The 26,333-nt window shown below is 68.5% G+C and carries 26 protein-coding genes and 1 tRNA gene; 10 read left to right on the top strand and 17 right to left on the bottom strand.

Translation table 11 applies throughout. From position 1 onward, the window contains the following. Window positions 1-65 precede the first annotated feature (65 nt). Window positions 66-308: a PLDc N-terminal domain-containing protein gene (locus tag LQ938_RS07335; protein ID WP_223721266.1), complete on the top strand. Its 243-nt coding sequence runs from the start codon at window positions 66-68 to the stop codon at window positions 306-308. Window positions 309-399: 91 nt separating this feature from the next. Here the strand turns inward: LQ938_RS07335 and LQ938_RS07330 are convergent, their stop codons facing one another. From LQ938_RS07330 to LQ938_RS07310, 5 genes are all read right to left on the bottom strand, one after another. Further along, the gene (locus LQ938_RS07330) at window positions 400-876 is read right to left on the bottom strand and encodes a hypothetical protein (protein WP_223721267.1); all 477 of its coding nucleotides are present in this window, start codon (window positions 874-876) and stop codon (window positions 400-402) included. Further along, window positions 873-3,248: an ATP-binding cassette domain-containing protein gene (locus LQ938_RS07325; protein WP_223721629.1), complete on the bottom strand. Its 2,376-nt coding sequence runs from the start codon at window positions 3,246-3,248 to the stop codon at window positions 873-875. The genes LQ938_RS07330 and LQ938_RS07325 overlap by 4 nt, the downstream gene beginning before the upstream one ends. Window positions 3,249-3,337: 89 nt before the next feature. Beyond that, entirely contained in the window at window positions 3,338-3,748 is a 411-nt protein-coding gene (locus tag LQ938_RS07320; RefSeq protein ID WP_223721268.1) for a VOC family protein, read from the bottom strand. Next, entirely contained in the window at window positions 3,745-4,203 is a 459-nt protein-coding gene (locus tag LQ938_RS07315; protein ID WP_223721269.1) for a helix-turn-helix transcriptional regulator, read from the bottom strand. Before LQ938_RS07315 ends, LQ938_RS07320 begins: the two co-directional genes overlap by 4 nt. A 38-nt stretch (window positions 4,204-4,241) precedes the next feature. Further along, complete coding sequence (locus LQ938_RS07310) at window positions 4,242-6,053, bottom strand: glycoside hydrolase family 15 protein (RefSeq protein WP_223721630.1); 1,812 nt, start codon at window positions 6,051-6,053, stop codon at window positions 4,242-4,244. A gap of 161 nt (window positions 6,054-6,214) precedes the next feature. Between LQ938_RS07310 and LQ938_RS07305 the strand changes: the two genes are divergently transcribed. From LQ938_RS07305 to LQ938_RS07295, 3 genes are all read left to right on the top strand, one after another. After that, window positions 6,215-6,799 (top strand): Dps family protein, encoded by a 585-nt coding sequence (locus tag LQ938_RS07305; protein WP_223721270.1) that lies wholly within the window; start codon window positions 6,215-6,217, stop codon window positions 6,797-6,799. A 65-nt stretch (window positions 6,800-6,864) separates the two neighbouring features. Then, a complete protein-coding gene (locus LQ938_RS07300) occupies window positions 6,865-7,782 on the top strand; it encodes an AEC family transporter (protein WP_223721271.1) in 918 nt (305 codons plus the stop codon). 110 nt (window positions 7,783-7,892) lie between these two features. Then, complete coding sequence (locus LQ938_RS07295; RefSeq protein ID WP_223721272.1) at window positions 7,893-8,444, top strand: HdeD family acid-resistance protein; 552 nt, start codon at window positions 7,893-7,895, stop codon at window positions 8,442-8,444. Between the two features lie 65 nt (window positions 8,445-8,509). Here LQ938_RS07295 and LQ938_RS07290 read toward each other — a convergent pair whose 3' ends face one another. Beyond that, window positions 8,510-9,280: an SDR family oxidoreductase gene (locus tag LQ938_RS07290; RefSeq protein WP_223721273.1), complete on the bottom strand. Its 771-nt coding sequence runs from the start codon at window positions 9,278-9,280 to the stop codon at window positions 8,510-8,512. Between the two features lie 116 nt (window positions 9,281-9,396). Between LQ938_RS07290 and LQ938_RS07285 the strand changes: the two genes are divergently transcribed. Next, window positions 9,397-10,179, top strand: a complete 783-nt coding sequence (locus tag LQ938_RS07285; protein ID WP_223721274.1) for a glycerophosphodiester phosphodiesterase family protein — start codon at window positions 9,397-9,399, stop codon at window positions 10,177-10,179. A gap of 164 nt (window positions 10,180-10,343) precedes the next feature. Beyond that, entirely contained in the window at window positions 10,344-10,721 is a 378-nt protein-coding gene (locus LQ938_RS07280) for an RNA polymerase-binding protein RbpA (protein WP_223721275.1), read from the top strand. A gap of 28 nt (window positions 10,722-10,749) precedes the next feature. Here LQ938_RS07280 and lnt read toward each other — a convergent pair whose 3' ends face one another. The 9 genes from lnt to LQ938_RS07235 all read right to left on the bottom strand — a co-directional run bounded on the left by lnt (window position 10,750) and on the right by LQ938_RS07235 (window position 20,640). Beyond that, window positions 10,750-12,294, bottom strand: a complete 1,545-nt coding sequence (gene lnt / locus LQ938_RS07275; protein WP_223721276.1) for an apolipoprotein N-acyltransferase — start codon at window positions 12,292-12,294, stop codon at window positions 10,750-10,752. 61 nt (window positions 12,295-12,355) lie between these two features. After that, window positions 12,356-14,827 carry a DEAD/DEAH box helicase gene (locus LQ938_RS07270; protein ID WP_223721277.1) on the bottom strand — a complete coding sequence of 824 codons (2,472 nt, stop codon included), beginning with the start codon at window positions 14,825-14,827 and terminating at the stop codon, window positions 12,356-12,358. Next, window positions 14,824-15,579, bottom strand: coding sequence for a twin-arginine translocase subunit TatC (gene tatC / locus LQ938_RS07265; RefSeq protein ID WP_223721631.1), 756 nt, complete (start codon window positions 15,577-15,579; stop codon window positions 14,824-14,826). The genes LQ938_RS07270 and tatC overlap by 4 nt, the downstream gene beginning before the upstream one ends. A gap of 63 nt (window positions 15,580-15,642) precedes the next feature. Next, a complete protein-coding gene (gene tatA, locus LQ938_RS07260) occupies window positions 15,643-15,912 on the bottom strand; it encodes a Sec-independent protein translocase subunit TatA (RefSeq protein WP_223721278.1) in 270 nt (89 codons plus the stop codon). A 66-nt stretch (window positions 15,913-15,978) separates the two neighbouring features. Then, on the bottom strand, window positions 15,979-16,947 hold the full coding sequence (locus LQ938_RS07255; protein WP_223721279.1) for a helix-turn-helix transcriptional regulator: 969 nt from the start codon (window positions 16,945-16,947) through the stop codon (window positions 15,979-15,981). Then, window positions 16,944-17,948, bottom strand: a complete 1,005-nt coding sequence (locus tag LQ938_RS07250) for a helix-turn-helix transcriptional regulator (RefSeq protein WP_231341366.1) — start codon at window positions 17,946-17,948, stop codon at window positions 16,944-16,946. Before LQ938_RS07250 ends, LQ938_RS07255 begins: the two co-directional genes overlap by 4 nt. A gap of 31 nt (window positions 17,949-17,979) precedes the next feature. Then, window positions 17,980-18,915: a peptidylprolyl isomerase gene (locus LQ938_RS07245; protein ID WP_223721281.1), complete on the bottom strand. Its 936-nt coding sequence runs from the start codon at window positions 18,913-18,915 to the stop codon at window positions 17,980-17,982. Window positions 18,916-18,919: 4 nt separating this feature from the next. Beyond that, window positions 18,920-19,951, bottom strand: a complete 1,032-nt coding sequence (locus LQ938_RS07240) for a tRNA (adenine-N1)-methyltransferase (RefSeq protein WP_223721282.1) — start codon at window positions 19,949-19,951, stop codon at window positions 18,920-18,922. After that, window positions 19,948-20,640, bottom strand: a complete 693-nt coding sequence (locus LQ938_RS07235) for an HAD family hydrolase (RefSeq protein WP_223721283.1) — start codon at window positions 20,638-20,640, stop codon at window positions 19,948-19,950. The genes LQ938_RS07240 and LQ938_RS07235 overlap by 4 nt, the downstream gene beginning before the upstream one ends. 158 nt (window positions 20,641-20,798) lie before the next feature. Between LQ938_RS07235 and LQ938_RS07230 the strand changes: the two genes are divergently transcribed. Next, entirely contained in the window at window positions 20,799-21,662 is an 864-nt protein-coding gene (locus tag LQ938_RS07230) for a PAC2 family protein (protein WP_223721284.1), read from the top strand. A gap of 25 nt (window positions 21,663-21,687) precedes the next feature. Here LQ938_RS07230 and LQ938_RS07225 read toward each other — a convergent pair whose 3' ends face one another. Together LQ938_RS07225 and LQ938_RS07220 are read right to left on the bottom strand one after the other, a co-directional pair. After that, the gene (locus LQ938_RS07225) at window positions 21,688-22,521 is read right to left on the bottom strand and encodes an undecaprenyl-diphosphate phosphatase (RefSeq protein ID WP_223721632.1); all 834 of its coding nucleotides are present in this window, start codon (window positions 22,519-22,521) and stop codon (window positions 21,688-21,690) included. 100 nt (window positions 22,522-22,621) lie between these two features. Continuing rightward, window positions 22,622-23,935 carry a M20/M25/M40 family metallo-hydrolase gene (locus LQ938_RS07220; RefSeq protein WP_223721285.1) on the bottom strand — a complete coding sequence of 438 codons (1,314 nt, stop codon included), beginning with the start codon at window positions 23,933-23,935 and terminating at the stop codon, window positions 22,622-22,624. Between the two features lie 227 nt (window positions 23,936-24,162). Between LQ938_RS07220 and LQ938_RS07215 the strand changes: the two genes are divergently transcribed. From LQ938_RS07215 to LQ938_RS07205, 3 genes are all read left to right on the top strand, one after another. Then, window positions 24,163-24,247: transfer RNA gene (locus tag LQ938_RS07215), tRNA-Leu, on the top strand. Between the two features lie 254 nt (window positions 24,248-24,501). Continuing rightward, a complete protein-coding gene (locus LQ938_RS07210; RefSeq protein WP_223721286.1) occupies window positions 24,502-25,707 on the top strand; it encodes an ice-binding family protein in 1,206 nt (401 codons plus the stop codon). 120 nt (window positions 25,708-25,827) lie between these two features. Then, window positions 25,828-26,319 (top strand): MarR family winged helix-turn-helix transcriptional regulator, encoded by a 492-nt coding sequence (locus LQ938_RS07205; RefSeq protein ID WP_223721287.1) that lies wholly within the window; start codon window positions 25,828-25,830, stop codon window positions 26,317-26,319. Window positions 26,320-26,333 lie beyond the last annotated feature (14 nt).

Here is a 26,333-nt window from a genome sequence, read left to right as displayed (position 1 = left end):
CGGCAATAAGCGATCCGGGCTATCTCACTCTGGGGAGCGCCCGCCGCAGCTCGTACAGTGTCCGCATGAGCGTCTCCGTGAATCCACTGTTGCCGGATGGCAACGACATCGCGTGGGCGCTGGTGACCGCCGCGCTGCTGACGCTGATGCTCGCCGCGCTGGTGTCACTGGCACGGCACGCAACACGACTCACCGGTGGGCAGACGCTCGGTTGGACGCTGCTGACCGTTCTCGTCCCGATCATCGGCCCGATCACGTGGCTCGCCATCGGACGCCGCAACGCTGCGACTCGGCCCGATGTGACATAACGTCGCGGCCGGATCGCCGCCAAGTGTATGCAAACGCATGCTGAGACGCCGTCCGGCCCGCAACCGCAGCACTCTTGCCGACAGATCTCGTTCACTCAGAGCTCTCCGCCTCCGTGGCACCCAGCGGCAGATCGGTATCCACGGTGATGACCCAGCCGCTGAAGTCTTCATCGCCGATGCGGGGGTCTTCATAGGTCGCCCAGAAGTACGTGCCCGTGAAACCCGGAGGGATGGACGGAGTGAGAGTCCGAAGCTCGGGCCGACGCCAGTCATCCGTCGACGGCAGCGGCTCCAGCTGCGCACTCCCCCGCACCACATGCTGCCCGACGGGCCGCTGCACGTAGATCGCGTCAATCCTCGTGACGACGCCCTCGAGCACGCGGCCCCCCAAGCCGGGTGCTGCGAAACCCGCGCGATCGAACATCCACGGAGTCCGATCGAGCTCGGTGCCGAAGTACTCCCCCGTGCCGTAAGGAACGACGACGCGGCGGATGCGGTCTCCCACCGTCAGCACCTCCCCGTCGTCCTCGAGCTCGTACTCGACGCAGTAGACGCGCACCTCGGTCATCGACCGACGTACGCCGCGAGGTGCTGACCGGTCAGCGTCGTCGCATCCGCGACGAGTTGCGCCGGCGTCCCCTCGAACACGATCCGCCCACCGTCGTGGCCGGCGCCCGGCCCGACGTCGATGATCCAATCCGCGTGGGCCATAACGGCCTGGTGGTGTTCGATGACGATCACAGATTTTCCGGAGTCGACCAAGCGATCCAGGAGCCGGAGAAGCTGTTCGACGTCCGCCAGGTGCAGACCTGTCGTCGGCTCGTCGAGAACGTAGATGCCCCCCGCATCTCCCATGCGCGTCGCCAGCTTCAACCGCTGGCGTTCCCCGCCCGATAGGGTCGTGAGCGGCTGCCCGATGGTGAGATAACCGAGCCCGACATCGTCGAGCCGCGTCAGGATCGCGTGGGCCGCCGGGATGTGGGACTCCCCCTCCGCGAAGAACTCCACCGCTTCGGAGACGGGCATCGCCAGCACCTCGCTGATATCGCGCCCGTCCAGCCGGTATTCGAGGACCGATGCGTCGAACCGGCGCCCCTCGCACACGTCGCACACAGTGGCGACGCCCGCCATGATGCCGAGGTCGGAGTAGATCACACCCGCGCCGTTGCAGGCGGGGCATGCGCCTTCGGAGTTCGCGCTGAACAGCGCGGGCTTCACGCCGTTGACCTTCGCGAACGCTTTCCGGATCGGCTCAAGCAACCCCGTGTACGTTGCGGGATTGCTGCGACGTGACCCCTTGATGGCGCCCTGATCGATCGACACCACGTCCGCGGATGCGGGAACGGAGCCGTGGATGAGCGAGCTCTTCCCCGAGCCCGCGACACCCGTGATGACCGCGAGCACACCCAGCGGAACGTCGACGTCGACGTTCCGGAGGTTGTTCGCCGTCGCGCCACGGATCTCGAGAACGCCACGCGGCTCGCGCACTCGCTCCTTGAGTGCCGTGCGATCTTCGAGGTGCCGACCGGTGAGTGTGCCACTCCCCCGCAACTCGTCGACCGTTCCCTCGAAGCAAATCGTGCCGCCGGCCGTTCCGGCACCCGGCCCGATGTCGACGACCCGGTCGGCGATCGCGATGGTCTCGGGTTTGTGCTCGACGACGAGCACGGTGTTGCCCTTGTCGCGCAACTGGAGCAGCAGCGCGTTCATCCGCTCGATGTCGTGCGGATGCAGGCCGACGGTCGGCTCATCGAAGACGTAGGTGACGTCGGTGAGCGAGGACCCGAGGTGCCGGATCATTTTGGTCCGCTGCGCCTCGCCGCCCGACAGGGTACCTGCCGGGCGATCGAGCGACAGGTATCCGAGGCCGATCTGAACGAACGAGTCCAGTGTCTGACTGAGCTTCTCGAGGAGCGGACCGGCGGATGGCGCGTCGAGCCCCCGCACCCAGACGGCCAGATCGCTGATCTGCATGGCGCAGGCATCGGCGATACTGACGCCCCCGATCTTCGACGACCGGGCACCCTCGTTCAACCGCGTGCCCGCGCAGTCCGGGCAGACGGCGAACGCCACGGCCCGGTCGACGAAAGCGCGGATGTGAGGCTGCATCGCCTCCCGATCTTTCGAGAGGAACGACTTCTGCACCTTGGGCACGAGTCCCTCGTACGTCATATTCACACCGGCGAGCTTGACCTTCGTCGGTTCCTTATAGAGAAAGTCTTTCCGTTCGGCAGCCGTGAAATCACGGATGGGCTTCTTCGGCGGAAGAAAGCCCGATTCGGAGAAGATGCGCACCATCCACCCGTCCGCCGTATATCCGGGAACGGTGATCGCCCCTTCGACCAGGGATTTACTCTCGTCGAAGATCTGAGCGAGATCGATGTCGGTGACGTGACCCATCCCCTCGCAGCGCGGACACATCCCGCCGAGCACGCGGAAGGACGCGCGGACCGCTTTGCTCTCACCTCCCCGCTCCACGGTCACCGCCCCCGCACCGTGTGCCGACGCGACGTTGAAGGAGTAGGCCTGCGGCGACCCCAGACTCGGTTCACCCAGTCGGCTGAACAGGATGCGCAGCATCGCGTTCGCGTCGGTCGCGGTGCCGACGGTGGAACGCACGTTCGCGCCCATCCGCTCCTGGTCGACGATGATCGCCGTCGTCAGACCCTCGAGGACGTCGACGTCGGGGCGTCCGAGCGACGGCATGAAACCCTGCACGAACGCACTGTACGTCTCGTTGATCATGCGCTGCGATTCGGCGGCGATCGTGCCGAAGACGAGCGAGCTCTTGCCCGATCCGGAGACCCCGGTGAACACCGTCAGTCGCCGCTTGGGGATCTCGACGTCGATGTCACGGAGGTTGTTCTCGCGCGCGCCCTGCACGCGGATCACGTCGTGCAGGTCGGCAGGATGGCGGTCTGTCGTGGTGGTCGTCGGCATGGTCACGGTGTGCGCTCCCCCCGAGCGGGTCTCCCCCGCTCCCTGCGTGCGATCGTAGGGCAGAGCCCCGACGTTCGCGGACTCTGCGCTCAGCGGATCTCGCTGATGCGCAGCAGGTTGCCCGACGGATCACGGAACGCGCAGTCGCGCACGCCGTAGGGCTGATCGGCGGGTTCCTGCACGACCTCGGCGCCGCTGGCTTCGAGCTTCGCGAAGAGCCCGTCGAGATCGTCGGTCGCGAGCGTCAGCGCGCCGTACGACCCCTTCGCGATCAGCTCGAGAATGGTGCGCCGCTCGTCGTCCGTGATCGTCGGGTCGGCCACCGGCGGCTGCAGCACGATCGAGGTCTCGGGCTGGCCGATCGGCCCGACCGTGATCCACCGCATGTCGTTGTATCCGACGTCGTTGCGGACCTCGAACCCGAGGGTGTCGCGATAGAAGGCGAGCGAGGCGTCCGCATCCGTGTGCGGGAGGAAGGCGTAATGGATGGTGATGTTCATAGCGCTGACGTTAGGCCCGATGCGCCGTCACGCGCTTCTCGATTCCTGACCGGTCTCGTCGCGTGCTTCGAGAGGCACCCCGGCATCTCCGGAGCCGTCCGTGATGCCCGGGCGCGATACGCCGTCGGCGAGTGTCCGACGAGTTCTGTGAAGCGCGTGGTGAAGGTCCCGACGGAGCCGTACCCGACCGCGAAGCAGATCTCCGTGACGGTCAGGTCACCGCGACGAAGAAGCGCCATCGCGCGTTCGACCCGCCGCGTCATGAGATAGCTGTACGGCGACTCGCCGTATGCGGCACGGAATCGACGACTGAGGTGCCCCTCCGACAGGTTCACCCCGCGCGCCAGCGCGGGCACATCGAGGGGCTGGGCGTAGTCGCGATCGATGCGGTCGCGCACACGCCGCAACAGCACCAGCTCACGCAGGCGCGCGGTGTCATCAGAGGACGCGGTCACGTCCCGATGGTCCCACGCGAGAGCCGCGGAGGCGAGCGCTACGCGACCCAGTCCGGTGCGACCTCGCGGATCGTCAGGGCCGTCGTGACCAGCGCCAGGTGACTGAGCGCCTGCGGCAGGTTGCCCCAGAACGACCCGTCCGAGGCGTCGATCATCTCGGGGAGGATGCCGACGTCGTTCGCGGTCTCCATCAGCCGGTCCATGCTCGCGATGGCCTCGTCGTACCGACCGACGCACGCGAGAGCGCCCGCCCGCCAGAATGCGCAGGCGAGGAAGGTGTGCTCCTCTGCGGCCGCCCCGCTGTAGCGGTAGAGCAGGTCCCCGACCCCGAGTTGCCGGGTCAGGGCATCGATCGTGCGGCTCATCCGTTCGCCGCGGTCGAAGCCGCTCGGCGCGTGCAGGAGGACGGATGCATCGAGGTCGGGGCTGCCGGCCGCCATCACGTAGGCGCCCTGCTCCTCATCCCACCCGTGATCGTCGATCCATGCCCGGATGCGTTCCCGCTCGGCGGCCCACCGCTCCGCCCGCCCCGGCGCCTGCCCGCGCTCGTTCAGGTGCACGGCATCGTTCAGCGCCTGCCAGCATCCCATCTTCGAGGAGATGTAGTGCCGGGCTTCGGGGAGTTCCCACATGCCCGAATCCGGCGTCCGCCACAGGTCGCACACCCGGTCGGCGAGTTCGCCGAGCAGTCGCGCGGTGCCGTGATCGAGCACGTTCCCTTCATCCACGTAGGTGCGGCAGACCGCGAACACGTCGCCGTAGACACCGAGCTGTAATTGCCCCTGGGCGGGGTTGCCGACCACGACGGGTCCGATCCCCTTCCAGCCCGGCGCATCCCGGAACTCGACACCGTCGGTGGGCACGCCGTCCAGCCCGTAGAACACGTGCGGGTCGGGAGATCCGTGCGTGCGGATCGCGCGACTCAACCACGACAGCGCCGCGTGCGTCTCTTCGCGGAGGCCGAACCCGACGAGCGCGTGCACCGTGTAGGCCACGTCGCGCACCCACGCGAATCGGTAGTCCCAGTTCTTGCCGCCGCGTCCGGTCTCCGGAAGCGAGGTCGTTCCGGCGGCGACGATCGCCCCGGTGGGGGCGTAGACGAGGAGCTTCATCGCGAGCGCGCTGCGCTGAACGGCATCCGCCCACGGGCCGTCGTACGAGAACTCGCGCGACCACATCCGCCAACTGTCGATCGTGCGGTCGATGCCGCGGTCGACGTTCGCCGGGTCCGGCAACCGCAGCGGCTCGTCGTGCGTGGCGACGACCACGAGCAGGTGCCGCGAATCCGCGGTCGTGTTGATCGTGCCGCGGAGGACGACCGAGGCGGCGGTGGCGTCGGGTTCCTCGGGTGCGTGTCCGTCTCCGACGACAGCGATCGCGGTGTCGCCGCAGCGGATGATCGCGCCGCGCTCGGTGGTTTCGATCCACGGCGACGCCGTGCCGAGCTTGGTGCCGGGCTGCACTCGCCAGGCGAACGAGACCTCGCCGCGCACTCCCTCGACCCGCCTGCCCAGCTCGCACCAGGGCAACCGGCCGGCGACCCCGACGACGAGCGCATCGGTGACCCGCGCGACTCCCGACGCCGTCGTGAACGTGGTTTCGAGCACGTTGGTCCCCGGCAGGTAGCGCCGGGTCACCGAATACTCCGTCGTCGGCTCCAGCTCGATGCATCCGCCGTCGTCGTCGTCGAGGAGACGCGCGAACACCGGTTCTGCACCGATGTCGGGCACGGGCATCCAGTCGATCTGGCCGCGCCGGCCGATGAGGGCGATCGTGCGCCCGTCACCGATGGCGGCGTACGAGTCCAGCGGCTCGCCGAGGGCATCGGGCGCGGAGTTCGGGTCAGCCATCATCCGGTCAACGCTAAGCAGGAACCGACCCGCGGACCGCCCCTTGCCCGCATCCGGTGCGCCGTGTAACGGCTACCACCTCGACAGAGCGGGGGCAAGGGCGGGCGGATGCGGAGGCCCCTGCCTAGCGTGGAAATCGCAACCGATGAAGGAGTATCCCGATGGCTACGAAGTCCACGTCCGCCGCATCCAGTGCAACCGAGAAGTCCCCCACGCGAAACCAGCGGCGACCCGCACGCGGCGGCAGCGGCGCCGGTTTGACCGGCGAACAGAACGCCGAACGCGGGTTCACCGCGTCCGAGTCGCTCAGCGAGAACCTGCAGAAGGTGCTCGTCGACCTCATCGAACTCTCGCTGCAGGGCAAGCAGGCGCACTGGAACGTCGTCGGCACCAACTTCCGCGACACCCACCTTCAGCTCGACGAGATCATCGAGGCCGCGCGCGAGTTCGCCGACACGGTCGCCGAGCGCATGCGTGCGCTGCACGCGCTGCCGGACGGCCGCAGCGATGTCGTGGCCGAGACGACGACCCTTCCCGAGATCCCCCAGGGCGAGATCGCAACGACCGAGGTCATCGACCTCATGACCGAACGACTGGATGCGGTCACCGCCACCTGCCGCGACGTGCACGATGACGTCGACGACGAAGACCCGACCAGCGCCGACATCCTGCACTCGATCCTCGAGCGTCTCGAGCAGCTGTCGTGGATGGTCAGCGCCGAGAACCGCGTGCCCCGCAAGCGCTGATCAGCCTCGACGAAGCGCCGTCCTCTCGGTGAGGGCGGCGCTTCGTCGCGTTCTACGCTGGACGGATGCTGGACGTACTGACGGGATTCGTGGTGGTGGGCCTGGCCATCGTGGTCGGCTACATCCTCGGCCGAATCGATCTGCTCGGACCGCACGCCCGCCACGTCCTGAGCCGACTGACCTTCTACGTCCTCTCGCCGTTCCTCCTGTTCACCGTCCTGGCACAGGCCGATGTGCACTCGCTGTTCTCCGCATTACTGCCGGTGTCGGCGATCGCGGCGGTCGTCGTCATCGCAGTGCAGGGCCTTCTCGCCCGCCTCGTGTGGCGACGCTCGATCCCGGAGACCGTCATCAGCGCGCTCTCGGCCGGTCAGGTCAACTCCAACAACATCGGCATTCCGCTCTCGCTGTACCTGCTGGGGAGCGCCGCCTTCCCGGCGCCCGTGATCCTGATGCAGCTTCTGCTCTTCACTCCCCTGACGCTCGGCATCCTCGACGCGACGACGAGCGGCGAGCGGTCGTTCGGCCGAATCCTCACCCGCACCGTTACGAATCCCATCGTCGTCGGGTCGGTTCTCGGCACCCTGGTCTCGGTCTTCGACATCGATCTTCCGCCGGTGATCCTGGAGCCCTCGCTCCTGATCGCGAACGCCTGCGTGCCCGTGCTCCTCATCTCCTACGGCATCTCGCTGCACGGGCAACGCGTGCTGGGGGCCGCCGGGCATCGCGCCGAGGTCGTCGTCGCGAGTGCACTGAAGCTGATCGTGATGCCCGTGATCGCGTGGGGTGTGGCCACGATGTTCGGGCTGAGCGCCGCCGACACGCTCGTCGTCGTCGTTCTCGCCGCTCTCCCCACCGCGCAGAACGTCTTCAACTACGCCCAGCGCTACGGTGTGGGCGAGACCGTCAGCCGCGACACGATCCTGCTCACCACGATCGGCTGCGTCCCCGTCCTGATCGCCGCGGTGCTGCTCTTCCAGTGAGCCTGCACAAGACGTCCAATGTCGCCCGCTCGGCCCGGACCTCACCAGGCGTCCGTCCTCACGCTATGGTGACAAGTGAGTTCACAGGCTTCTTTCAGAAAGGGCACTCCATGACTACTGCTTCCGCAGAGAAGAGCGTGGTCGGCGGCATCCGCACGGCGCTCGGCATCGGTGGCGCTGTCGCGCTCATCGTCGGCATCCTCATCCTCGTCTGGCCGCTGAAGACGGCCGCTGTCGGCACCGCGATCATCGCCGTGTACGCGATCGTCACCGGGCTCGTCTACGCCGGCATCGGGGTCTTCTCGAAGACCCTCAGCGGGTGGGCGCGCGTCGGCCACATCGTGCTCGGGGTTCTGTTCGTCGTCGCGGGCGTGATCGCGCTCGCCAACCTCGGCGACACGACGGTCTTCCTCGCGATCTTCGTCGGCGTGTTCGTGGGAGTGACGTGGATCGTCGAGGGCGTCGTCGCGCTCACGACCCTGGGATCTGCCGGCTCGCGCGGCTGGACGGTCTTCTTCGCGATCGTCAGCCTCCTCGCCGGTGTGACCCTGCTGTTCTCCCCGCTCTACGTCGCGCTGCTCTGGCTGTTCGTCGGGGTGTCGCTCGTGCTGCTCGGCATCCTGCAGATCATCCGCGCGTTCACGTTCGGCAAGAGCGTCTAAGGGTTCGTCCCGCGCACGAAGAAGCGCCCGCACACCGAACGGTGGCGGGCGCTTCTTCGTGCGGGCTACGCAGCGTCGAACGACGACGTGTCGCCGACGAGGCGGGTGTTGTCGGCGGGGATCGGGTCCGCGGCGGCGCGAGCGACCTCCGCGGCGAACTCCGCGACGTTGTAGAGCTTGCCGGCGTCGCCCCGGCGTGCGGCGATCGCGCCCGGGTTGGCGCGTTCGAGCAGAGTCGCCGTAATGGTGCCCTCGATCATGTCGCCGGAGACGACGACGAACTCGACACCGCGGTCGGACAGCGCGGGGATCCGCTCGCGCAGAGCGTCTTCGCCCGCGCGCTTGGAGCGGGCCACGGGCTCGTACTCGGGCATGGTCTGCGTCGTACGGATGAAGTGGGCCTGGTGGCTCGTGACGAAGACGACGCGTGCGCCGCTGCCGAGCAGGGGCAGCGCGCTCTCGAGCACGTCGACCTGCGCATCTCGGTTGAGTTGCAGCGCGTAGTCCTCCGCCATCCCGCTCTCCATGCCTCCGGATGCGTTCAGCACGAGGATGTCGAGCGAGCCGAAGGTGCGTTCCACCTCGGCCATCATGGCGCGCACCGACTCGGGATCGGTGAGGTCCGCGCCGACGACGAGCGCCTCGACGCCGAGACCGCGGAGCTCGGTGGCGAGCTTCTCGGCCCGCGGCGCCTTGTTCCGGAAGTTGATGACCACGTTCGCGCCGGCCTGTGCGAAGTACCGCACCGTGTCGGCACCGATCCCTCGGGAGGAGCCGGTGACCAGCGCGGTCTTACCCGTCAGCGTGCCGGGTTCGAGGGGGGTGAGGTGGGACACGGGAACTCCAGGATCTCGGATGCGGATGCGCCGCGCGACGAATCGCGACGACCGCTTCGACCCTACCAACGGCGCCGTCCTCGTCACGGCGGGTACCGTGGCGCGTGGAGGTTCCCGTGACACACCCCTACTTCATCGGCACCGATGTGCCGCGCGTTCTCGCTCACCGCGGTCTCGTTCCGGACGGGGAGAAGGATGTCGCCGAGAACTCCTTCGCCGCCGTTGCCGCCGCTCACGCGGCCGGAGCCGTGTACGTCGAGTCGGACTGCCACCTCACCGCCGATGGCGTCGTCGTGCTGTTCCACGATGAAGACCTTCGGCGGGTGACCGGCGACCCGAGACGCCTCGCGCACGTGTCGCTGCACGAGCTCGAAGACCTGATGGCCCCGCGCGGAGGTCTGATCACCCTCGCTCAGGCGCTCACCGCTTTTCCCGACCTTCGGTTCAACATCGATGTGAAGGTCGCCGCGGCGGCGGAGCCCGCCGGCGAGATCGTCGCGGACCACGCCGAGCGGGTGCTGCTCACGAGCTTCTCGGATGCCCGGCGCGAGGCCGCCCTCGCCACCGCACGCGCGACGCGCCCCGCCCTGATCCCCGCCACATCGGCCGGCAGCGCCCGGCTCGCTCGAGTGCTCGCTGCCGTCGCCACGGGATCGGCGCGACTGACGAGCGCGGCGCTTGCCGGCCTGGACGCTCTGCAGATCCCCGAGCGGCGCGGCCCGGTGCGCGTGCTGACGAAGCGCCTGATCGGTGCGGCGCATCGCTCCGGAGTCGAAGTGCACGTCTGGACCGTGAACGATGTGGCGCAGATGCGCCGCCTCCGGGCTCTCGGCGTCGACGGCATCGTCACGGATCACGCCGACATCGCGCTGGAGGCTCTCGCTCCCCCGCATACCTGAGGAGGAGGTCAGACGTCCGTCGGAATAGCGGGTGCACCTAACCATGTCGCAGCGCATTCGCGGCTGTGCATCACCTGGGAGTTCAGACCAGGCATAGGTGCTTCGGATGATCCTCCCATCCGAACACGTTATACCGGAAAGATACGCGACGAGAGGACCACACAATGGCAGACCGCAGTCTCCGCGGCATTCGACTCGGCGCCCAGAGCTTACAGAGCGAAGAGGGCGTCGTTTTCCATGAGCGCACACAGCACACCTACGTGTGCAGCACGTGCGGCAAGGAAACCACACTGAACTTCGCCGCTGACGCCGATGCACCCCAGACCTGGGAGTGCCGGACGTGCGGTGGCGAAGCAGTCCTGAGCGTCGACGGCACTACCGTCACGGTCGACCGGGGCGACCAGAAGGCCGCCCGCACGCACTGGGACATGCTGCTCGAACGCCGGAGCATTCCCGAGCTCGAAGAGCTTCTTGAAGAGCGTCTCGCATTCATCCGCTCGCGCCGCGGCGCCGGCGAGGACGTGAACAAGAAGACCGCCTGACCACTGGCAACGCACGGCGTCGTCCCCTCTAGAGGGACGGCGCCGTTTCGCGTGCCCGGCGCCGGATGACGGCGGCGATGACGCCCGCAAGGATCAGCCCGAGGGCACTCCCCCCGGCCAGCACTCCGTGCACCCACGGCCCCAGAACAACGGCCGGGGTCAGGCCGGTCCGGAGCGGGACGTCGGTGAGCATCGCCCCCGCCTCATCGGCCGAGAGCCCCTCGATGACGGATCCGTCGGGTGCAATCACCTGACTCGTGCCGACCGTCGAGATGTTGACGACCGAGCGGCCCGTTTCGATGGCGCGCATGCGGGCGAACGCCAGTTGCTGCAGGTTCTCATCCGTGCCGCGGAAGTCGGCGTTGTTCGTCTGGAACATGAACACCTCGGCGCCGCCGTTCATCGCCGCCCAGATCACGTCGTCGTAGATGACGTCGAAGCAGATCGCGAGCCCGACCATTGCGTCGCCGAGATCGAACACCGGCTCGGAGGTGCCCGGGGTGTATTCGCGCTGGATGAGACCGATCAGGTCGGGCGCGAGGGCCTCGAAGAACGGGCGGTCGGGCACGTATTCGCCGAAGGGTACCGGGTGGATCTTGTCGTAGGTCTGCACGGCACCGTCGCCGGCCTGCCAGAGCATGGACGTGTTGAAGTACTCGTCGCCGCGGGCAGTGGCCGCATTGACGATCAGCGGTGCGTCCACGCGCTCGGCGAGGGCATCGAGCGTCGCGGCCGTTGCGGCATTGTTCGTGGGATCGGAATCGATTCCGCCCTCGGGCCAGACGAGGACGTCCATCTGCTCGTCCACGATCGGCGCGGTCGCCGAGAGCTGGGAGGCCAGGATGTCTCCGGCGCTCCGCCGGTCGAAGTACCCCGCGGGGCCGTTTCCCTGTACGGACCCGACCCGCATGCTCCCCGCATCCGTGGTCGGAAAGGCGGGAACCGCGACGAGTGCCACGGCGACGACCGCGGCCGGGAGCACGAGTCGCACGTCACGCAGGCGTCGGATGCGGACGTACTCGACCGCCGCGGCGCACACGAAGACGATGAGGAAGGTCAGACCCGACATGCCGACCCACGATGCGACCTCGGCCAGGGGGCCGGATGCCTGCGTCACGCCGATCCGTCCCCAGGGGAAACCGCCGTACGGCCAGGACCCGAGCCACTGCTCCCGCAGCGTCCACAGACCCGCCACGAGTGCCGGCAGGGCCGTCACTCGGGCGATGTCGCCGCGGAGCACGCGCGGAACCCAGCGGTAGGCCCAGGTGATCAGAACCGCGCCGACGCCGGTCAGTGCGGCCTCGAGAAGCGACAACGCGAGCCACGGAATGGGCCCGAGGTACCGCGCCGTGAACGAGACGTTGACCAGGAAGAACGCCGCCCCGAAGAGGGTGCCGATCAGGAGAGCCGCCCAGGCCCGGCGTCCGATCAACGGCAGCAGCGCGAGCGGGATCGCGACGAAAACGACCGGCCACCAGCTCACCGCGGGGAACGCCAAGGTGAGAAGCAGTCCCGCTCCGACGGCCGTCGGAGCCGCGGCCCACAACGGGAGCAGCGGCCGTTCTCGGGTCATTAGATCAGCCTAGAGCCGGGCTGGCCGTGAGGACGCCGTGCGTCGACATCGCCCCGTGCGTTCAGCCCGCGACGTAGGTGACGATTCCGCGCCGCACCGCATCCAGCGCCGTTCGCGCCGTCGAGGCGAGCGGGGCGTCGGCGACGAGAGACAGCTGGTCGAGCAGGTCGATCGTCTGCTTCACCCACCGCACGAAGTCTCCCGCGGCCATGTCCGCCTCGCTCAGGACGCGGTCGAGCAGCGCACCGCGCGCCCAGGAGTACATCGCCTGCGAGAGCCCGCTCGCGGGCGGCTCGGAGCCGGGCAGCCGATGGTCCTGCTCCAGGTCGTCGAGTTGCTGCCACAGCGACTCCGTCGCGGTCAACGCATCACGGAACCGGCCCCGCGGCAGACCCCGCTCGCCGGGGCCGGCCTCGTCGCGCCGGGGTTCGTACACGAGCGCGCACACGAGCGCCGCGAGCGAGGGCGCGTCGAGCGAGTCCCAGATCCCGGTGCGGATCGACTCGGCGACGAGCAGGTCGCGCTCTCCGTAGATGCGACGCATCGTCCGGCCGGCCGCCGTGAGGGTCGCGCTGCCGTCGAACTCGACCCGCACGTAGTCGAGCGCGGTCAAGACCTCCACGACGCGGTCGAAGACGCGCGCGACGGTTCCGGTGCGCGCCTCGATCTGCGACCGCATCCGGTCGACCTGTCGCGCGAGCTTACGGTGACGCTCGGCCCACCGCGAGTGCTGTTCGCGCTCGGGGCAGGAATGACACGGATGCCGCTGCATGCGCTTGCGCAGCGACTCGCGTTCCTGCTGACGGGCATCTCTCGTCGCGCGCGACGCGGTGGCGTCCTTCCGATTGAGGTTCTCGACCTCGCCCAGAGCGACCCGGATGGCGGCGTACTCCGCGAAGTCTCCGCGGTCGCAGGCGATGGCCTCGGCGTACCCGCGCAGCGACTCCTCAGCCGCACGCACCTCGCGAGCGAGGCCGACCACCGCGCGGTCGGCCTGGAACTGCGCGAACGACGACTCGAGGATGTCGCGCGCCGCGGGGCGGCCGAATTGATCGATCAGGTTCACGGCCATGTTGTACGTGGGCCGGAAACTCGAGTTCAACGGATAGGTGCGCCGCGAGGCGAGCGCGGCGACGGACTGCGGGTCCATCCCCTCGGTCCATTGCACGACCGCGTGACCTTCGACGTCGATGCCTCGGCGCCCGGCGCGACCGGTGAGCTGCGTGTACTCCCCCGAGGTGATCGCAACACGCGCTTCGCCGTTGAATTTCTCGAGCTTCTCGAGCACGACCGTGCGCGCCGGCATGTTGATGCCGAGCGCGAGGGTCTCGGTCGCGAAGACGACCTTGACGAGCTTGCGCCGGAAGAGTTCTTCGACGATCTCCTTGAAGGCGGGAAGAAGGCCGGCGTGATGGGAGGCCACGCCCCGCTCGAGATTCTCGCGCCACTCCCAGAACCCCAGCACGGCCAGGTCTTCCTCGGCGAGATTGCGGGTGCGCTCTTCGACCAGTTCGCGAATGGCACGCCGCTCGTCCGCGTCGGTCAGCCGCACCCCCGAACGCCGCACCTGCTGTACGGCCGCGTCGCAGCCCACCCGACTGAAGATGAAGAAGATCGCGGGGAGCAGGGTGGCGCGAGCGAGCAGCTCGATCACCTCCGGGCGGTCGATCCGCTCCATCCGCCGCGAGTTCGCGGGGCGGATGGCGCGTTGCCCACCCTTGTGGGGGCGGCGGTGCTGGCCGTCCGCCCGCCGATTCTGCATCGCGTTGCGGTTGCGCTCGTAGGTCTGCCCCGTCGCCGAGCGGATGCGCAGCAGTTCCTGGTTCACCTGCGCCGTCGCGACCCCCGCACGATCGTCGAAGAGCGGGAGCAGATCTCCGCGCACGAGCACGTGCTGCTCGAGGGGAACCGGGCGGGTCTCCGAGACGATGATGTCGGTCTCGCCGCGCACCGTGTCGAGCCAGTCGCCGAACTCCTCCGCGTTCGAGACCGTCGCCGACAACGACACGAGTCGCACCTCCGGCGGGAGGTGGATGATGACTTCCTCCCACACGGCGCCGCGGAATCGGTCGGCCAGGTAGTGCACCTCGTCCATCACCACGAACCGCAGATCCCGGAGCGCCGAAGACGACGCGTACAGCATGTTGCGCAGCACCTCGGTGGTCATGACGACGACCCGGGCGTTGGCATTGATGTTGGTGTCACCCGTCAGCAGCCCGACGTTCTCGGCGCCGTACACCTCGACGAGTTCGCGGAACTTCTGGTTCGAGAGCGCCTTCATGGGCGTCGTGTAGAACGCCTTGTCGCGGGGCGTGCTCATCGCGAGGTGGATGGCGAACTCCCCCACGATGGTCTTGCCCGCGCCGGTCGGCGCGGCCACCAGCACGCTCCGCCCCTCTTCGAGCGATTCGCATCCGTCGATCTGGAACGGATCGAGCGTGAAGGCCTGCCGACTCGCGAACTCCGCCGTCTCCGGATGCTGTCGCGCGCTCGTCGCGCGGGCGTATCGTTCGGCCGGGCTCGGCTCGGTCATGGCGTCGTCGTCTCCAGAAGGGTCTCGTTGCGCTTGTTGCGACGCCGGTCCACGAGTAGCGAGATCCCGGCGGCCGCGATGTAGAGCACGATCAGGATTCCCGCGAGCATCAGCATCGAGAAGATGTCGGCGGCAGGGGTGGCGAGGCCCGCGAAGATGACCGAGACCAGAACGGCGATGCGCCATCCCTTCAGGATCGCGATTCCCGAGATCACCCCGGCGAAGTTCAGCGCGACGAGGAAGACCGGGAGTACGAACGCGACACCGACGACGAGCAGCAGCTTGAGGATGAAGTCGTAGTAGTACTGAGCGTCGAAGAACAGCGCGCCCTGCGCGGGCACGAACTGCGCCATGAGCTCGATGATGTGGGGCATGACCAGCCACCCCACCGCGGTTCCCGCGAAGAACAGCGGTATGGCCGCGGCCAGGAATCCGACCGTGTAGCGGATTTCTTTACGGGTCAGCCCGGGCATCAGGAACGCCCAGATCTGCCAGATCCAGACGGGTGCCGACGCGATGAGACCGATCGCGAACGCGATCCGCAACCGAAGGTCGAACCCGGCCGTGATGGACGTGAAGTTCAGCTTCGCGAACTCCGTGCCACGCTGCTCGGCGATCATGGCGATGGGTACCGAGAGGAGCTGGATGACCTGCTCGGCGAGGAAGAACGCCGCGATCATTGCCACAACAATCGCGAGGGCGGAGATCATCAGCCGCTTCCGCAGCTCCACCAGGTGCTGCCCGAGCGTCATCCGCCCCTCGGGCGAACGCTTGCCTCTGCCGATGCGCGCGGTGCGTGCCGTCGACACGGACGGCTAGCGGGGCGTGGAGTCGGTCCCGTCGGTCCGGGATGCGGAATCGCCGGGGACCGTCGTGCCGACCTGCGACGCGGGAGCGGAGGGAGGAGTCGATGCCGGGTAACCGGCCTGCTCGTCGTCCTTCTTCATCTCTTTCATCTCACCCTTGAACACGCGGGCCGACTGGCCGAGGCTCCGGGCGAGGGCGGGCAGCTTCGCGGCGCCGAAAAGCAGCAGGATGACGAGGAGGATGATCAGGAAGTGCCATCCGGTGAGATTCTGCAGCATGTCGAAGTCCTTCCGCGGGCGTGACAGCAGTCTACCCCGGGCCTGTCGTGCGGGGCGGGAGGCGGGTCAGTCCTCGCTGTATTGGGCGAGACCGGCCGCGGCCCATTCGGCCGCGGCGCGGCGAGCGGCGAGCGGCTCGAGAATCTCTACGCCGCCCCCGCGACGCGCGGCGAGTCGGCGCAGGCTGTGCTCGTCGGCGATTCGCATGGTCGCAACCCCGACCGCTCCCGACACCTCTACCTGGGCGCGTTCGAGGTAGTCGCCCAACAGCGGCGCCACGGCCATGGGGAATCGGATCCGCGCCTCGACGTCGAAGGAGCCCGATTCGAAAAGGTCCGGCACGGGCTCGCCGGCGTGCGAGACCGGGATGTCGGTGAGCGCGAGGTCACTGACCCGATCCAGGTGGAAGGTGCGCATACCGTCGCGGAGGTGATCCCACCCCTGCAGGTACCACTGCGCATCGGCGATGTGCACCTTGACCGGGTCGACCGTGCGGGTCATCGCGGCCGCATCCGGAGTCTTGTAGGTGAACGTCACCGCGACCCCCGTGCGGAGGGCCGTGCCCACGACGTCCCGCGCGGAGTCGACGGGCGCGGGCGCCACGATCACGTCGGCCGGAACGGATGCCGCGCCGCGCGCGAGCTTCGCGAGGAGGCCCGCGACGATCTCGCTGCCCCCGAACCCCGGCAGCGAGCCGGTGAGGTGGAGACCGGCGAGCAGCGCGGCCGCCTCACGGGCCGTGAGCCGCGGCGCCCGCTCGAGACCGACCGTGTGGGTGAGCGCGATGCGGTCCTGCTGGTCGAGGAGATCCCAGTCGATGTCGAAGAGGTCGTTGGGCAACTGCCAGTAGCCGCCGTCGCCCGGACGCCCGATGACCGTCAGCTTCTCGACCATTTCCCGCATCTGCTCGGGGGCGACCTCGAAGGCGGCGGCGGCGTCGGCGACCGACACCTCGCCGAGCTCCAGCAGGTACGGCACGAGCTGCATGATGAGGGCGGCGCGCTCCGTGGCGAGCAGCGGACGCGGCGCGCTCATGCGACGCCTCCGTTGCGTTCCAGGGTGCCGCGCAGCCGGTCGATCACGAGCGCCCGCAGGTGCGCGGGTTCGACGACGCGCGCCTCCGGACCGTAGGAGGCGAGCTCATCGGCGAGGATGTGCGCGTCGACATAGGGCACGCGCAGTCCTTGCGGTGCGGGGCTGGCGCGTCGGGCGAGCCGGAGCGCAGCCTCTGTGCCCGGGTGCACCTCCACCAGGGCGGTCTGCGAGAGGGCGAGCTGACGCAAACCGTCCAGCGCCCGCTCCCCCGCACCCCGTCGGAGCGCGGGATCGAAGCTCTCGCGGGTGACGACGACGGCGTCGGTGATGCGCGACAGCAGGAACGTGCGCTCCGCATCCGCCACCGTGTCGTGCCCGAGCACGTGCCACCGCGCCTCGTACTCGACCAGAGCGAGGGGACGCACGCGCCGCAACCGGGGCGCTGCTTCGCCGGGCTTCAAATAGGGGAAGGTCACGGTGCGGGCCAGCTCGATCGCGCGCTGCAGCGGAGCGAAAGCATGGTCGCGGACGCTGATCTTCGGCGAGTAGCCGATGATCCGCTCGTCCACCGTGTTGCCCAGAGCGCGGATCTTCCGCAGACCGCTTCGCGCCGGCGCCGACATGGAGCTCTCGCTCCAGACGCTCCCCGCCAGGTTCAGCAGCGCGATCTCCGCGGCGGTGAAGTCGATGTCGATCGGCAGGGCGTACTCGGCCATCGGCACGCGGTAGCGGGCTTCGCGAAGATCGTCCGGGTCGGCGTAGTCGCCGATCGTCTCGATCGGGACGCCCATCCCGCGCAGATTGTCCTTGTCACGCTCGAACATCTTCTCGAGCGCGTCTTTGGAGGCACCCGCTTCGGCCTGCTCGCGATACCCCGACACCGACGAGAGGATCGTGTCCTTCGTCAGTCCCTGCTCCGTCGCCATGAGCGCGACGACCAGGTTGACCAGACGTTCCTCGGGCGCGGCGCGCAGAGCATCGGTCGAAGGCACGCCCCCCATCCTAGGACCGGGGGACGGATGCGGCGGCAGCTCAGCCGGCCGCGACCGGCGAGATGCCGAGCACGTCGAACACGTAGATGTCCGCGCTCGCGGGCGCACCGCTCGAGCCCCCACCCGTGGGCACGATGACCATGATCTCCGAGCCGACCGTCTGGCCGGTGAGCGCGTTCAGCACGACGTCATCGCCCGCCGAGATCGGCACAGCCTGGGGTTCGGAGCCCCAGGTCGTCCGCGAGACTTCATTCGGTTTGTCCCAGGCGACCGAGGTGTACGCCAGGAGGGCGGTGTCGCCGTTCTCGAGCGCCTCGCCGTCTCCGCGCTTGAGCACCTGGACGACGGGCTCGGTCGGCGCGACCGCATCCGGCACGATGATGCCGGGCTGTCCGCTGGGTGCATGCACGACGGTCGGCAGTCCCGGGCTGTCGTTGAACTGGTCCGCGCCGTCGGCCGCCGACAGGTAGACCTTCGTGATGTCGAGCACGGCCACCGCATCCGCGCCGTCCGAGATCGGGAGCTGGGCGATCGAGCCGAGCGAATCGGCCGGGATCCCGATGACGATGCGCGAACCCTCCGAAGCGCACGCGAGCGCGTCGGCGAAGCCCGGCACGGCGTTGCTCCAGTTGTCCAGCGACACCGGGGCGGCGCCCCCGTCGTAGCCCTGGTCGGCGATGGTCTGGCCCGTTGCACCGTCGACGATCGTGATGCCCATATCGAACATCTGCTGCCCGTCGACCAGCTTCGTGCCGTCACCGGTCGCGAAATCGGCGAACTCGACGGAACCGGCGTGGAACGGAGTGGGCACATCGACCTCCGGAGAGGACCCGACGTCTCCGGAGACGGAGATCAGGTTCTCGAGAGCGCCCGGCTCCGTGGTCCGCTCGCACGACGCCTGAGGCGATGAGGAGCAACCGACGAGAGCGATCGCAACGAGTCCGAGGGCAGCGACAGCGGCGGGGAGTCTACGCACCGGGTCAGTCTATGCGCTCGGCCTCGTCGGCTTCGTCCGCCGCCGCGGCACCCGCGGCCAACCGCGCCCCCTCGGCGGCCCGCTGCGCCTCACGGACGCGCTTGCGCAGGTTCTTGTCGTTGATGACGCGGTCGCCGACGGCACCCGGCGTCCACAGCTCCACGTCCTCGTCGCCGTAACTCGACTTCGACGCGCGTCGCTTCTGTTCCGGCGCGACCGAACCGGGCGCGAGCCGACGCGCCGAGAGAAGGAATCCGGTGTGCGCCACCATCCGGTGATCCGGCCGGACGGCCAGTCCTTCGACGTGCCAGCCGCGCACCATGGTCTCGTTCGACTCGGGTTCGGTGAAGAGCCCGGTTCCGCGCAGGTACTCGGCCACCCGGCTGAGCTGCGTCGCGGTGGCGATGTAGCAGATGACGACCCCGCCGGGGGCGAGCGCCTCGGCGACGACATCGATGCATTCCCAGGGCGCCAGCATGTCGAGCACCACTCGGTCGACGGACCCGGGTGCGACCGTCTCGGTGAGTTGCGTGGCGAGGTCTCCGACGACGAGGTTCCAGTTGTCGGGTCGATCGCCGAGGAAGGTCTCCACGTTCGCCCGCGCTACCTCCGCGAAGTCTTCCCGCCGCTCGAACGAGATCAGGCGCCCCTCCGCGCCGATCCCGCGCAGCAGCCAGAGCGCGAGCGCGCCGGATCCGACCCCCGCCTCGACGACGACGGCTCCGGGGAACACGTCGGCCTGAGCGAGGATCTGCGCCGCATCCTTCGGGTAGACGATCGCCGCGCCGCGGGGCATCGACATCACGAAATCGCGGAGCAGCGGACGCAGTGCCAGGTACTCGTGCCCACCGCTGCCGGTCACGACCGAACCGTCCGGCAGGCCGACGAGATCCGCGTGCCGGAGGACGCCGTGATGCGTGTGCATCTCGCCGTCTTCACGAAGGGTGATGGTGTGCAACCGGTTCTTGGGTCCGGTGAGCTGCACGCGGTCGCCGAAACGGAAGGGACCGCGCGGAGCGGTGATCTGTCCGCTCACAGTGCGGCGTCCTCTCGGCGGCGCGCGGAATGCGCGGTGTGGAGCTCGGCGATGTCGCGGGCGAGTCGGCCGTCGAGGGAGGGCCAGAGCGCGGACGCGCCGATGCCTTCGAGCGAGACCATGTGGGGCACACCGAGCGCGGTGGTGCCGGCGGCGACCGCCGAGCGGAGACCGTTCGGTGAATCCTCGATCGCCACGGTGTCGGCGGGGTCGACGCCGAGGGCGGTGCACGCCTGCAGGTACGGGTCGGGGAACGGTTTGGGACGCACGACGTCATCGCCCGCGATGACGAGGTCGAATGCGTCGAAATCCATCAAGTCGGTCACGGTCAGCGCCATGCGACGGAGCGACATCGTGACGAGTGCGGTCTTGATCCCCGCGGCGCGGAGATCGGCGAGGAGTTCCCGCGCGCCGGGACGGAACGGGATGCCTTGCTCGGCGAGAGCGGTCATGACGCTCCCCGTGAGCGTGTCGATGATCTCTCCCGTCGACAACCGCACGCCGGCCTGCTGGAGGATGCGGGCAGCGTCCTCGAGCCCCAGTCCGACGAGAGTCAGCGCCTGCTCGTGCGACCATGTGCCGCCGTAGCTCTCCACGAGCGGCTTCTCCGCCGCCATCCAGTACGGTTCCGTGTCGACGAGCGTGCCGTCCATGTCCCAGAGGACTGCGGCGGGAAGAGAGCGGGTCACCTCCCCATGCTAACGATCGGCTCCCCTCCCGCCGTCCGGGCACCCGACAGAGAGGGGTCCGGACGGGACCGCGTCATGCACGGCCCCTCACCGGCGCCACGGAAGCGACCTGCGCCTATCCTGGAGTGATCCCGCGCCGCGGGGCGGAGGAGGATCGCGTGGAAGGACTCGGGCGTCGCGTACTGGTCGCCGCGTTCGACGGCTGGAACGATGCGGGCGAAGCCGCATCCGCCGCCGTCGCTCTGCTGCGCGAACAGGGCCGTTACGAGCCCGTTCACTCCGTCGATCCGGAACTCTACTTCGACTATCAGTACACGCGCCCGCACGCCGTGCTGGATTCCGAAGGACGTCGTTCGCTGAAGTGGCCGGAGACGACCATGCTGCGTCCCGAGCGGCCGATGCGCGGTACGCAGCTCTGGTTGCTGACGGGCGCTGAACCCGCCCGCGCGTGGCAGGCTTTCGCGAACGAACTCGTCGACATCGCCCTGCGTGAAGACATCACCGGGATCGTGTCGCTCGGCTCGATGATGTCGGACGTGCCGCACACGCGGCCGATCTCCGTCTTCGCCGGCAGCGAGAACGAGGGCCTCCGGACGTCGCTGGAGCTGGAGCGCAGCACCTACGAAGGACCGGTCGGGATCATGAGCGTCCTCGGCCACGTCGCGGATGCCGCCGGCATCCCGACCGCGAGCCTCTGGGCGAGCGTGCCCCACTACGTTGCCGGGCACACCCCGTCACCCAAGGCGACGCTCGCACTCCTGGACCGTCTCGAGGACCTCACCGGGGCAAAGGTTCCGCGCGCGGAACTCGCCACCGAATCGGCCGCGTGGGAGGCGTCGATCGATGCCGCCGCCGCCGACGACGAGGAGATGACGGAGTACATCCAGCAGCTCGAGCGCACGCGCGACACCTGGGACTCCCCCGAGGCATCCGGCGATGCGATCGCCCGCGAGTTCGAGCAGTATCTCAAGCGTCGGGGCGACGGGCCGAGCAAGCCCGGCCGCGACGACCCGCGCCGCTGACCCGCCTCTGCTCGACGCGCCGCGCTCAGGCCTGGATCACTCCGGTCGCGAGCATGACCATCACGAACGCGCCGAGCGCGACTCGGTAGATGACAAACGGCAGGAAGCTGCGCTTCGAGATCCAGGCCATGAAGTACTTGATCACGACGAGCGCGACGAAGAACGCGACGACCGTCGCTGCGCCGGTCTCCCACAGCGAGTACGGCGGGTCGATCTCGGGCTCGCGGACCACCTTGTACAGCTGGTAGAGCCCGCTGCCGAACACCGCGGGGATCGCGAGCAGGAAGGCGTACCGGGCCGCGGCTGCGCGCTCGTAGCCGAGGAACAGTCCGGCCGTGATCGTGCCGCCCGAGCGGGAGACGCCGGGAATCAACGCGAACGACTGCGCGAGACCGAAAACCACACCGTCACCGACGTTCAGCTCGTTCAACTTGCGCTTGCGCGCGCCGACCGCATCCGCGATCCCGAGCAGCACGCCGAAGAAGATCAGCATGCCCGCGACGAGCCAGAGCGAACGGAACACGCCCTCGATCTGGTCCTGGAACAGCAGTCCGAGCACGACGATCGGGATCGACCCGACGATGATGAACCAGCCCATCCGGGCGTCGGGGTCATTGCGCGGTATGCGTCCGGTCAGCGAACCGAACCAGTGCGAGACGATCCGCACGATGTCGCGCCAGAAGAAGATGACGACCGCGGCCTCCGTCCCGATCTGGGTGATCGCGGTGAACGCGGCGCCCGGGTCTTCGGCGGTCGGCAGGAAGGCTCCCAGGATGCGCAGGTGCGCACTGGAGGAGACCGGAAGGAACTCGGTGAGCCCCTGAACGAATCCGAGCAGGAGCGCCTCGAGGAAATGCAGCATCTACGGTCCTTCGGTGAGAGCGAGTGGATCAATACGTGCGGAGCAGGTGAATCGGTACGTGCGGAGCAGGTCGGTCAGTACGTGCGGAGCAGGTCGGTCAGTACGTGCGGAGCAGGTCGGTGAGAACACGCTGGCCGAAAACGAGGGCGTCCAACGGCACCCGCTCGTCGACCCCGTGGAACATCCCGGTGAAGTCGAGACCGCGCGGGAGACGCAGCGGGGCGAAGCCGTATCCGGTGATACCGAGTCGCGACAGCGCCTTGTTGTCGGTACCGGCCCCCATGAGGTACGGGATCACCGGAGCGTCGGGATCGTGTCGGCCGAGGGCCGCGACCATCGCATCCACGAGATCCCCCGAGAACGGCGTCTCGAGTCCGATGTCGCGGACGACCGTCTCGATCTCGATGTCGTCCCCCACGATGCGGCGGATGTCGGCCAGCGCGGCGTCTTCCGTACCCGGCAGCACCCGGACGTCGATGAGCGCCTCCGCGCGATCCGGGATCACATTGTGCTTGTACCCCGCGGTGAGGGCCGTCGGGTTGGCCGTCGTTCGCAGCGTCGCCTGCAGGAATGCGGCGGCCGGACCCGCGGATCCGGCGATCGCATCCGGGTCGTCGAGCGGAAGCCCTGCCGTCTCGGCGAGGGCGGCGAGGAACTGGGTCGTGGTCGGGGTGAGACGCACCGGCCACTTCGTCTGCCCGATGGCAGCCACCGCCTCGGCGAGGCGGGTGACCGCATTCTCCGGGTGCACGCGGCTACCGTGACCGGCCGCACCGCGGGCGACGAGACGAAGCCACAGCAACGCCTTCTCGCCGACCTGAAGCAGGTATGCGCGCCGGTCGCCCACGTCGACGGAGAATCCGCCCACCTCGCTGATCGCCTCCGTCGCGCCCGCGAACCATTCCGGCCTGTCGCGGACGACGAGGGTCGAACCCTCCACGCCGCCGTTCTCCTCGTCGGCGAAGAACGTCACGACGAGGTCGCGGGCGGGCGCGTCGCCGGAGCGCAGGATGTCGGCGACGGACGTCAGGATCATCGCATCCATGTTCTTCATGTCGACGGCGCCGCGGCCCCACAGCATCCCGTCGCGGATCTCGCCGGCGAACGGGTCGACGCTCCAGTCCTCGGCCACGGCCGGAACGACATCGAGGTGACCGTGCACGACGAGGGCCGGCAGCGACCGGTCGCGACCGGGCACTCGCACCGACACGTTGGTGCGGCGCGGTATCGGTTCGTAGTACTCCGGGGTGAGTCCGAGCGTCTCGAGGTAGGCGCCGACGTACTCGGCGGCTTCGCGCTCACCGACCGCGCGACCGCCGCCGTGATTCGTCGTATCGATGCGGATGAGGTCGCGAGCGAGCCGCACGACTTCGGGGAACTCGGAGTTCCCGGATGCGGCGTGCTCGGTCATGGCGTTCAGATTACCGCCCGCCCGCCTCGCCTCCGTCCCCACCGCGACCCCCTCGGGCCGCGAGACGGCACTTTCGCCACGAGACGTCGGTCCGGGGCCGCGGTCTCGTGGCCCCACTGCTGTTTCGCGGATGCGGGTGCGACACACGCGGGAACCCGGCCCGGTTCGAGGGCCCGTGCGGGACGTGGTAATGTCATTCCTCGGTTGCAAAACCGAAAACACCCAATGCGCGGGTGGCGGAATGGTAGACGCGCTAGCTTGAGGTGCTAGTGCCCGTATTAGGGCGTGGGGGTTCGAGTCCCCCCTCGCGCACAGAAGGAATTGGCCCCCGAAAGGGGGCCTTTTTCGTCGCCTCGGAGCGAGGAGCGCAGCGACACCCGCACGGCCATTCGCCCGAAGTTGCTCGAGTCGGTGAACTACTTTCCGCTTATTTTTTGGTCAATTGCGTGAGTCTGTGAACTATTCGCCCCGTTTTCCGGCCGGATGATGTATACCTCGGGTACCGGGGATCACGCGGGTGTCGACGACACTTCATATGTGCCTCTCCCACTTAGGCAGGGGCCATCATGGCCAGCACGCCGTCCACCCGCTCGTTCCTTGCGATTTCGACGAGTCTGGGACTCGCCGCCGCCTTCATGTTCGGTGGCGCGTCCGCCGCATCCGCCGACACCGTCATCGACGGCCCCGTCAATCTCGGCACCGCCGCCCCATTCGGCGTCCTGGGCGCCAGCGAAGTGACCAACACGGGCTCGACGACCGTGAACGGAGACCTCGGCATCTCCCCGGGCTCCGCCATCACCGGATTCGGCGGCGCGCCCAACGGTGCCGTCACCGGCACCACTCACCAAACCGACGCCGTCGCCACGCAGGCGCAACTCGACGCGACCACGGCCTACAACACGGCAGCATCGCTCACCCCGAATACGACCGGCATCACCGAACTCACGGGTCTCTCGCTGACGCCCGGCGTCTACAACGGCGGGGCGATCGCCCTGTCGAACAACGGCCAGCTCACGCTCGCGGGCAGTGCGGACTCCGTCTGGGTGTTCCAGGCAGCGTCCACCCTCACGATCGGGTCGGGAACGCGGATCGTCATCACGGGTGGCGCGAGCTCGTGCAACGTCTTCTGGCAGGTCGGCAGTTCCGCCACGATCGGTACCGGAGCGCAGTTCCAGGGAACGGTCATCGCCGACCAGTCCGTGACGGCGACCACCGGCGCCACCATCATCGGCCGACTCCTCGCCCGGAATGCCGCGGTCACTCTCCAATCGAACACGATCACCGTTCCGACCGCGTGCCCCGCGTCCGGCACACCGTCGGAGACGGTCGCACCGACCATCACCTCCGGCGGCCCGACCGCTGCGACCGCCGGCACGCCCTACTCCTTCGGCGTCACCGCGTCTGGCACACCGTCGCCGACCTTCACGACCACCACGCTCCCGGTCGGGCTCGCGCTCGACGGCACGTCGGGAGTCATCTCCGGCACTCCGACGACGCCCGGCACCACGACCTTCACCGTCACGGCGTCCAACGGAAGTACCACGACCGACAGCGAGACGTACACGATCACCGTCTTCTCGCCGCCGGTGACCGGTAACGGCACGAACAACGGCCCCGGACCGGGAACCGAGAACGGCGCCGAACTCCCCGCGACGGGCGGCGAACTCAACCCCGTCGTCCTCTTCGGTGCGGTTCTGCTGATCGGCGCGGGTGCGGTCGCGATGACCGTCGCCAACCGTCGACGCAGCGTGGGCGTCCGACGCTCTTCGTAGCACGGTTGCCGCTCCTTGGGGAGCGGCAACCCCCCTCTTGCGAATGTGATTCGCTCAAGACCTGCGGATGTTCACCGACTTTTGACGGATGCTCGCGGACTCCTCTACGGAAGGTCCAGAATGAGCAGCTTTGCTACCTCTCTCCCCGCCGACGCCGCGATCCCCGCATCCGTCCCGGTTCTTGAAGCCCTGTCTGCCTTGCAGACGTCCAACGCACTCCTGCGTTTCCGCCTGCGGGACCAACTGAATGTGCGTGCGAACGAGATCGTCGCTCTCGAGTTCATCGCGCGGCTCGAGGCACTCGGCCAACCCGTCCGTGCGATCGACGTCGCTCGGAACCTCGGCCTGACGAACGGTGCGAGTTCGCTCATCGTCGCGCGGATGATCGAACGCGGATTCTTAACCCGCACCGAGAACCCGCGCGACGGGCGAGGTCACCACCTGCATCTCACCGCGCAGGTGAGCCAGCAGATCACGGCCGCGATCGGGCCGTCGAGTGCGGATGTGCGCACCCTGATCTCCGGGCTTTCGCCGCGTGAGTCCCGACGGATCGTCACGCTGCTGGCCGCGGTGACCGGCTCCCTCGACCGCGGCGGCCTCGTTCCCGCCTGAGCAACCGGCTGTGG

This window comes from Microbacterium sp. cx-55 (genome assembly GCF_021117345.1).
Lineage (GTDB): Bacteria > Actinomycetota > Actinomycetes > Actinomycetales > Microbacteriaceae > Microbacterium.
Note: the sequence above shows the minus strand (reverse complement) of the source record. Positions and strands in the feature narration are given on the sequence as shown.

Excerpts from the sequence above, each read along its gene's own strand:
- LQ938_RS07320 (WP_223721268.1), bottom strand. The coding sequence starts at position 3,748 with ATGAACATCACCATCCATTACGCCTTCCTCCCGCACACGGATGCGGAC.
- LQ938_RS07205 (WP_223721287.1), top strand. The coding sequence starts at position 25,828 with ATGAGCAGCTTTGCTACCTCTCTCCCCGCCGACGCCGCGATCCCCGCA.
- LQ938_RS07300 (WP_223721271.1), top strand. The coding sequence starts at position 6,865 with ATGCTGGACGTACTGACGGGATTCGTGGTGGTGGGCCTGGCCATCGTG.
- LQ938_RS07270 (WP_223721277.1), bottom strand. The coding sequence starts at position 14,827 with ATGACCGAGCCGAGCCCGGCCGAACGATACGCCCGCGCGACGAGCGCG.
- LQ938_RS07295 (WP_223721272.1), top strand. The coding sequence starts at position 7,893 with ATGACTACTGCTTCCGCAGAGAAGAGCGTGGTCGGCGGCATCCGCACG.
- LQ938_RS07280 (WP_223721275.1), top strand. The coding sequence starts at position 10,344 with ATGGCAGACCGCAGTCTCCGCGGCATTCGACTCGGCGCCCAGAGCTTA.
- tatC (WP_223721631.1), bottom strand. The coding sequence starts at position 15,579 with ATGACGCTCGGGCAGCACCTGGTGGAGCTGCGGAAGCGGCTGATGATC.
- lnt (WP_223721276.1), bottom strand. The coding sequence starts at position 12,294 with ATGACCCGAGAACGGCCGCTGCTCCCGTTGTGGGCCGCGGCTCCGACG.
- LQ938_RS07220 (WP_223721285.1), bottom strand. The coding sequence starts at position 23,935 with ATGACCGAGCACGCCGCATCCGGGAACTCCGAGTTCCCCGAAGTCGTG.
- LQ938_RS07255 (WP_223721279.1), bottom strand. The coding sequence starts at position 16,947 with ATGAGCGCGCCGCGTCCGCTGCTCGCCACGGAGCGCGCCGCCCTCATC.
- LQ938_RS07330 (WP_223721267.1), bottom strand. The coding sequence starts at position 876 with ATGACCGAGGTGCGCGTCTACTGCGTCGAGTACGAGCTCGAGGACGAC.
- LQ938_RS07305 (WP_223721270.1), top strand. The coding sequence starts at position 6,215 with ATGGCTACGAAGTCCACGTCCGCCGCATCCAGTGCAACCGAGAAGTCC.
- LQ938_RS07310 (WP_223721630.1), bottom strand. The coding sequence starts at position 6,053 with ATGGCTGACCCGAACTCCGCGCCCGATGCCCTCGGCGAGCCGCTGGAC.
- LQ938_RS07325 (WP_223721629.1), bottom strand. The coding sequence starts at position 3,248 with ATGCCGACGACCACCACGACAGACCGCCATCCTGCCGACCTGCACGAC.
- tatA (WP_223721278.1), bottom strand. The coding sequence starts at position 15,912 with ATGCTGCAGAATCTCACCGGATGGCACTTCCTGATCATCCTCCTCGTC.
- LQ938_RS07210 (WP_223721286.1), top strand. The coding sequence starts at position 24,502 with ATGGCCAGCACGCCGTCCACCCGCTCGTTCCTTGCGATTTCGACGAGT.
- LQ938_RS07250 (WP_231341366.1), bottom strand. The coding sequence starts at position 17,948 with ATGGGGGGCGTGCCTTCGACCGATGCTCTGCGCGCCGCGCCCGAGGAA.
- LQ938_RS07335 (WP_223721266.1), top strand. The coding sequence starts at position 66 with ATGAGCGTCTCCGTGAATCCACTGTTGCCGGATGGCAACGACATCGCG.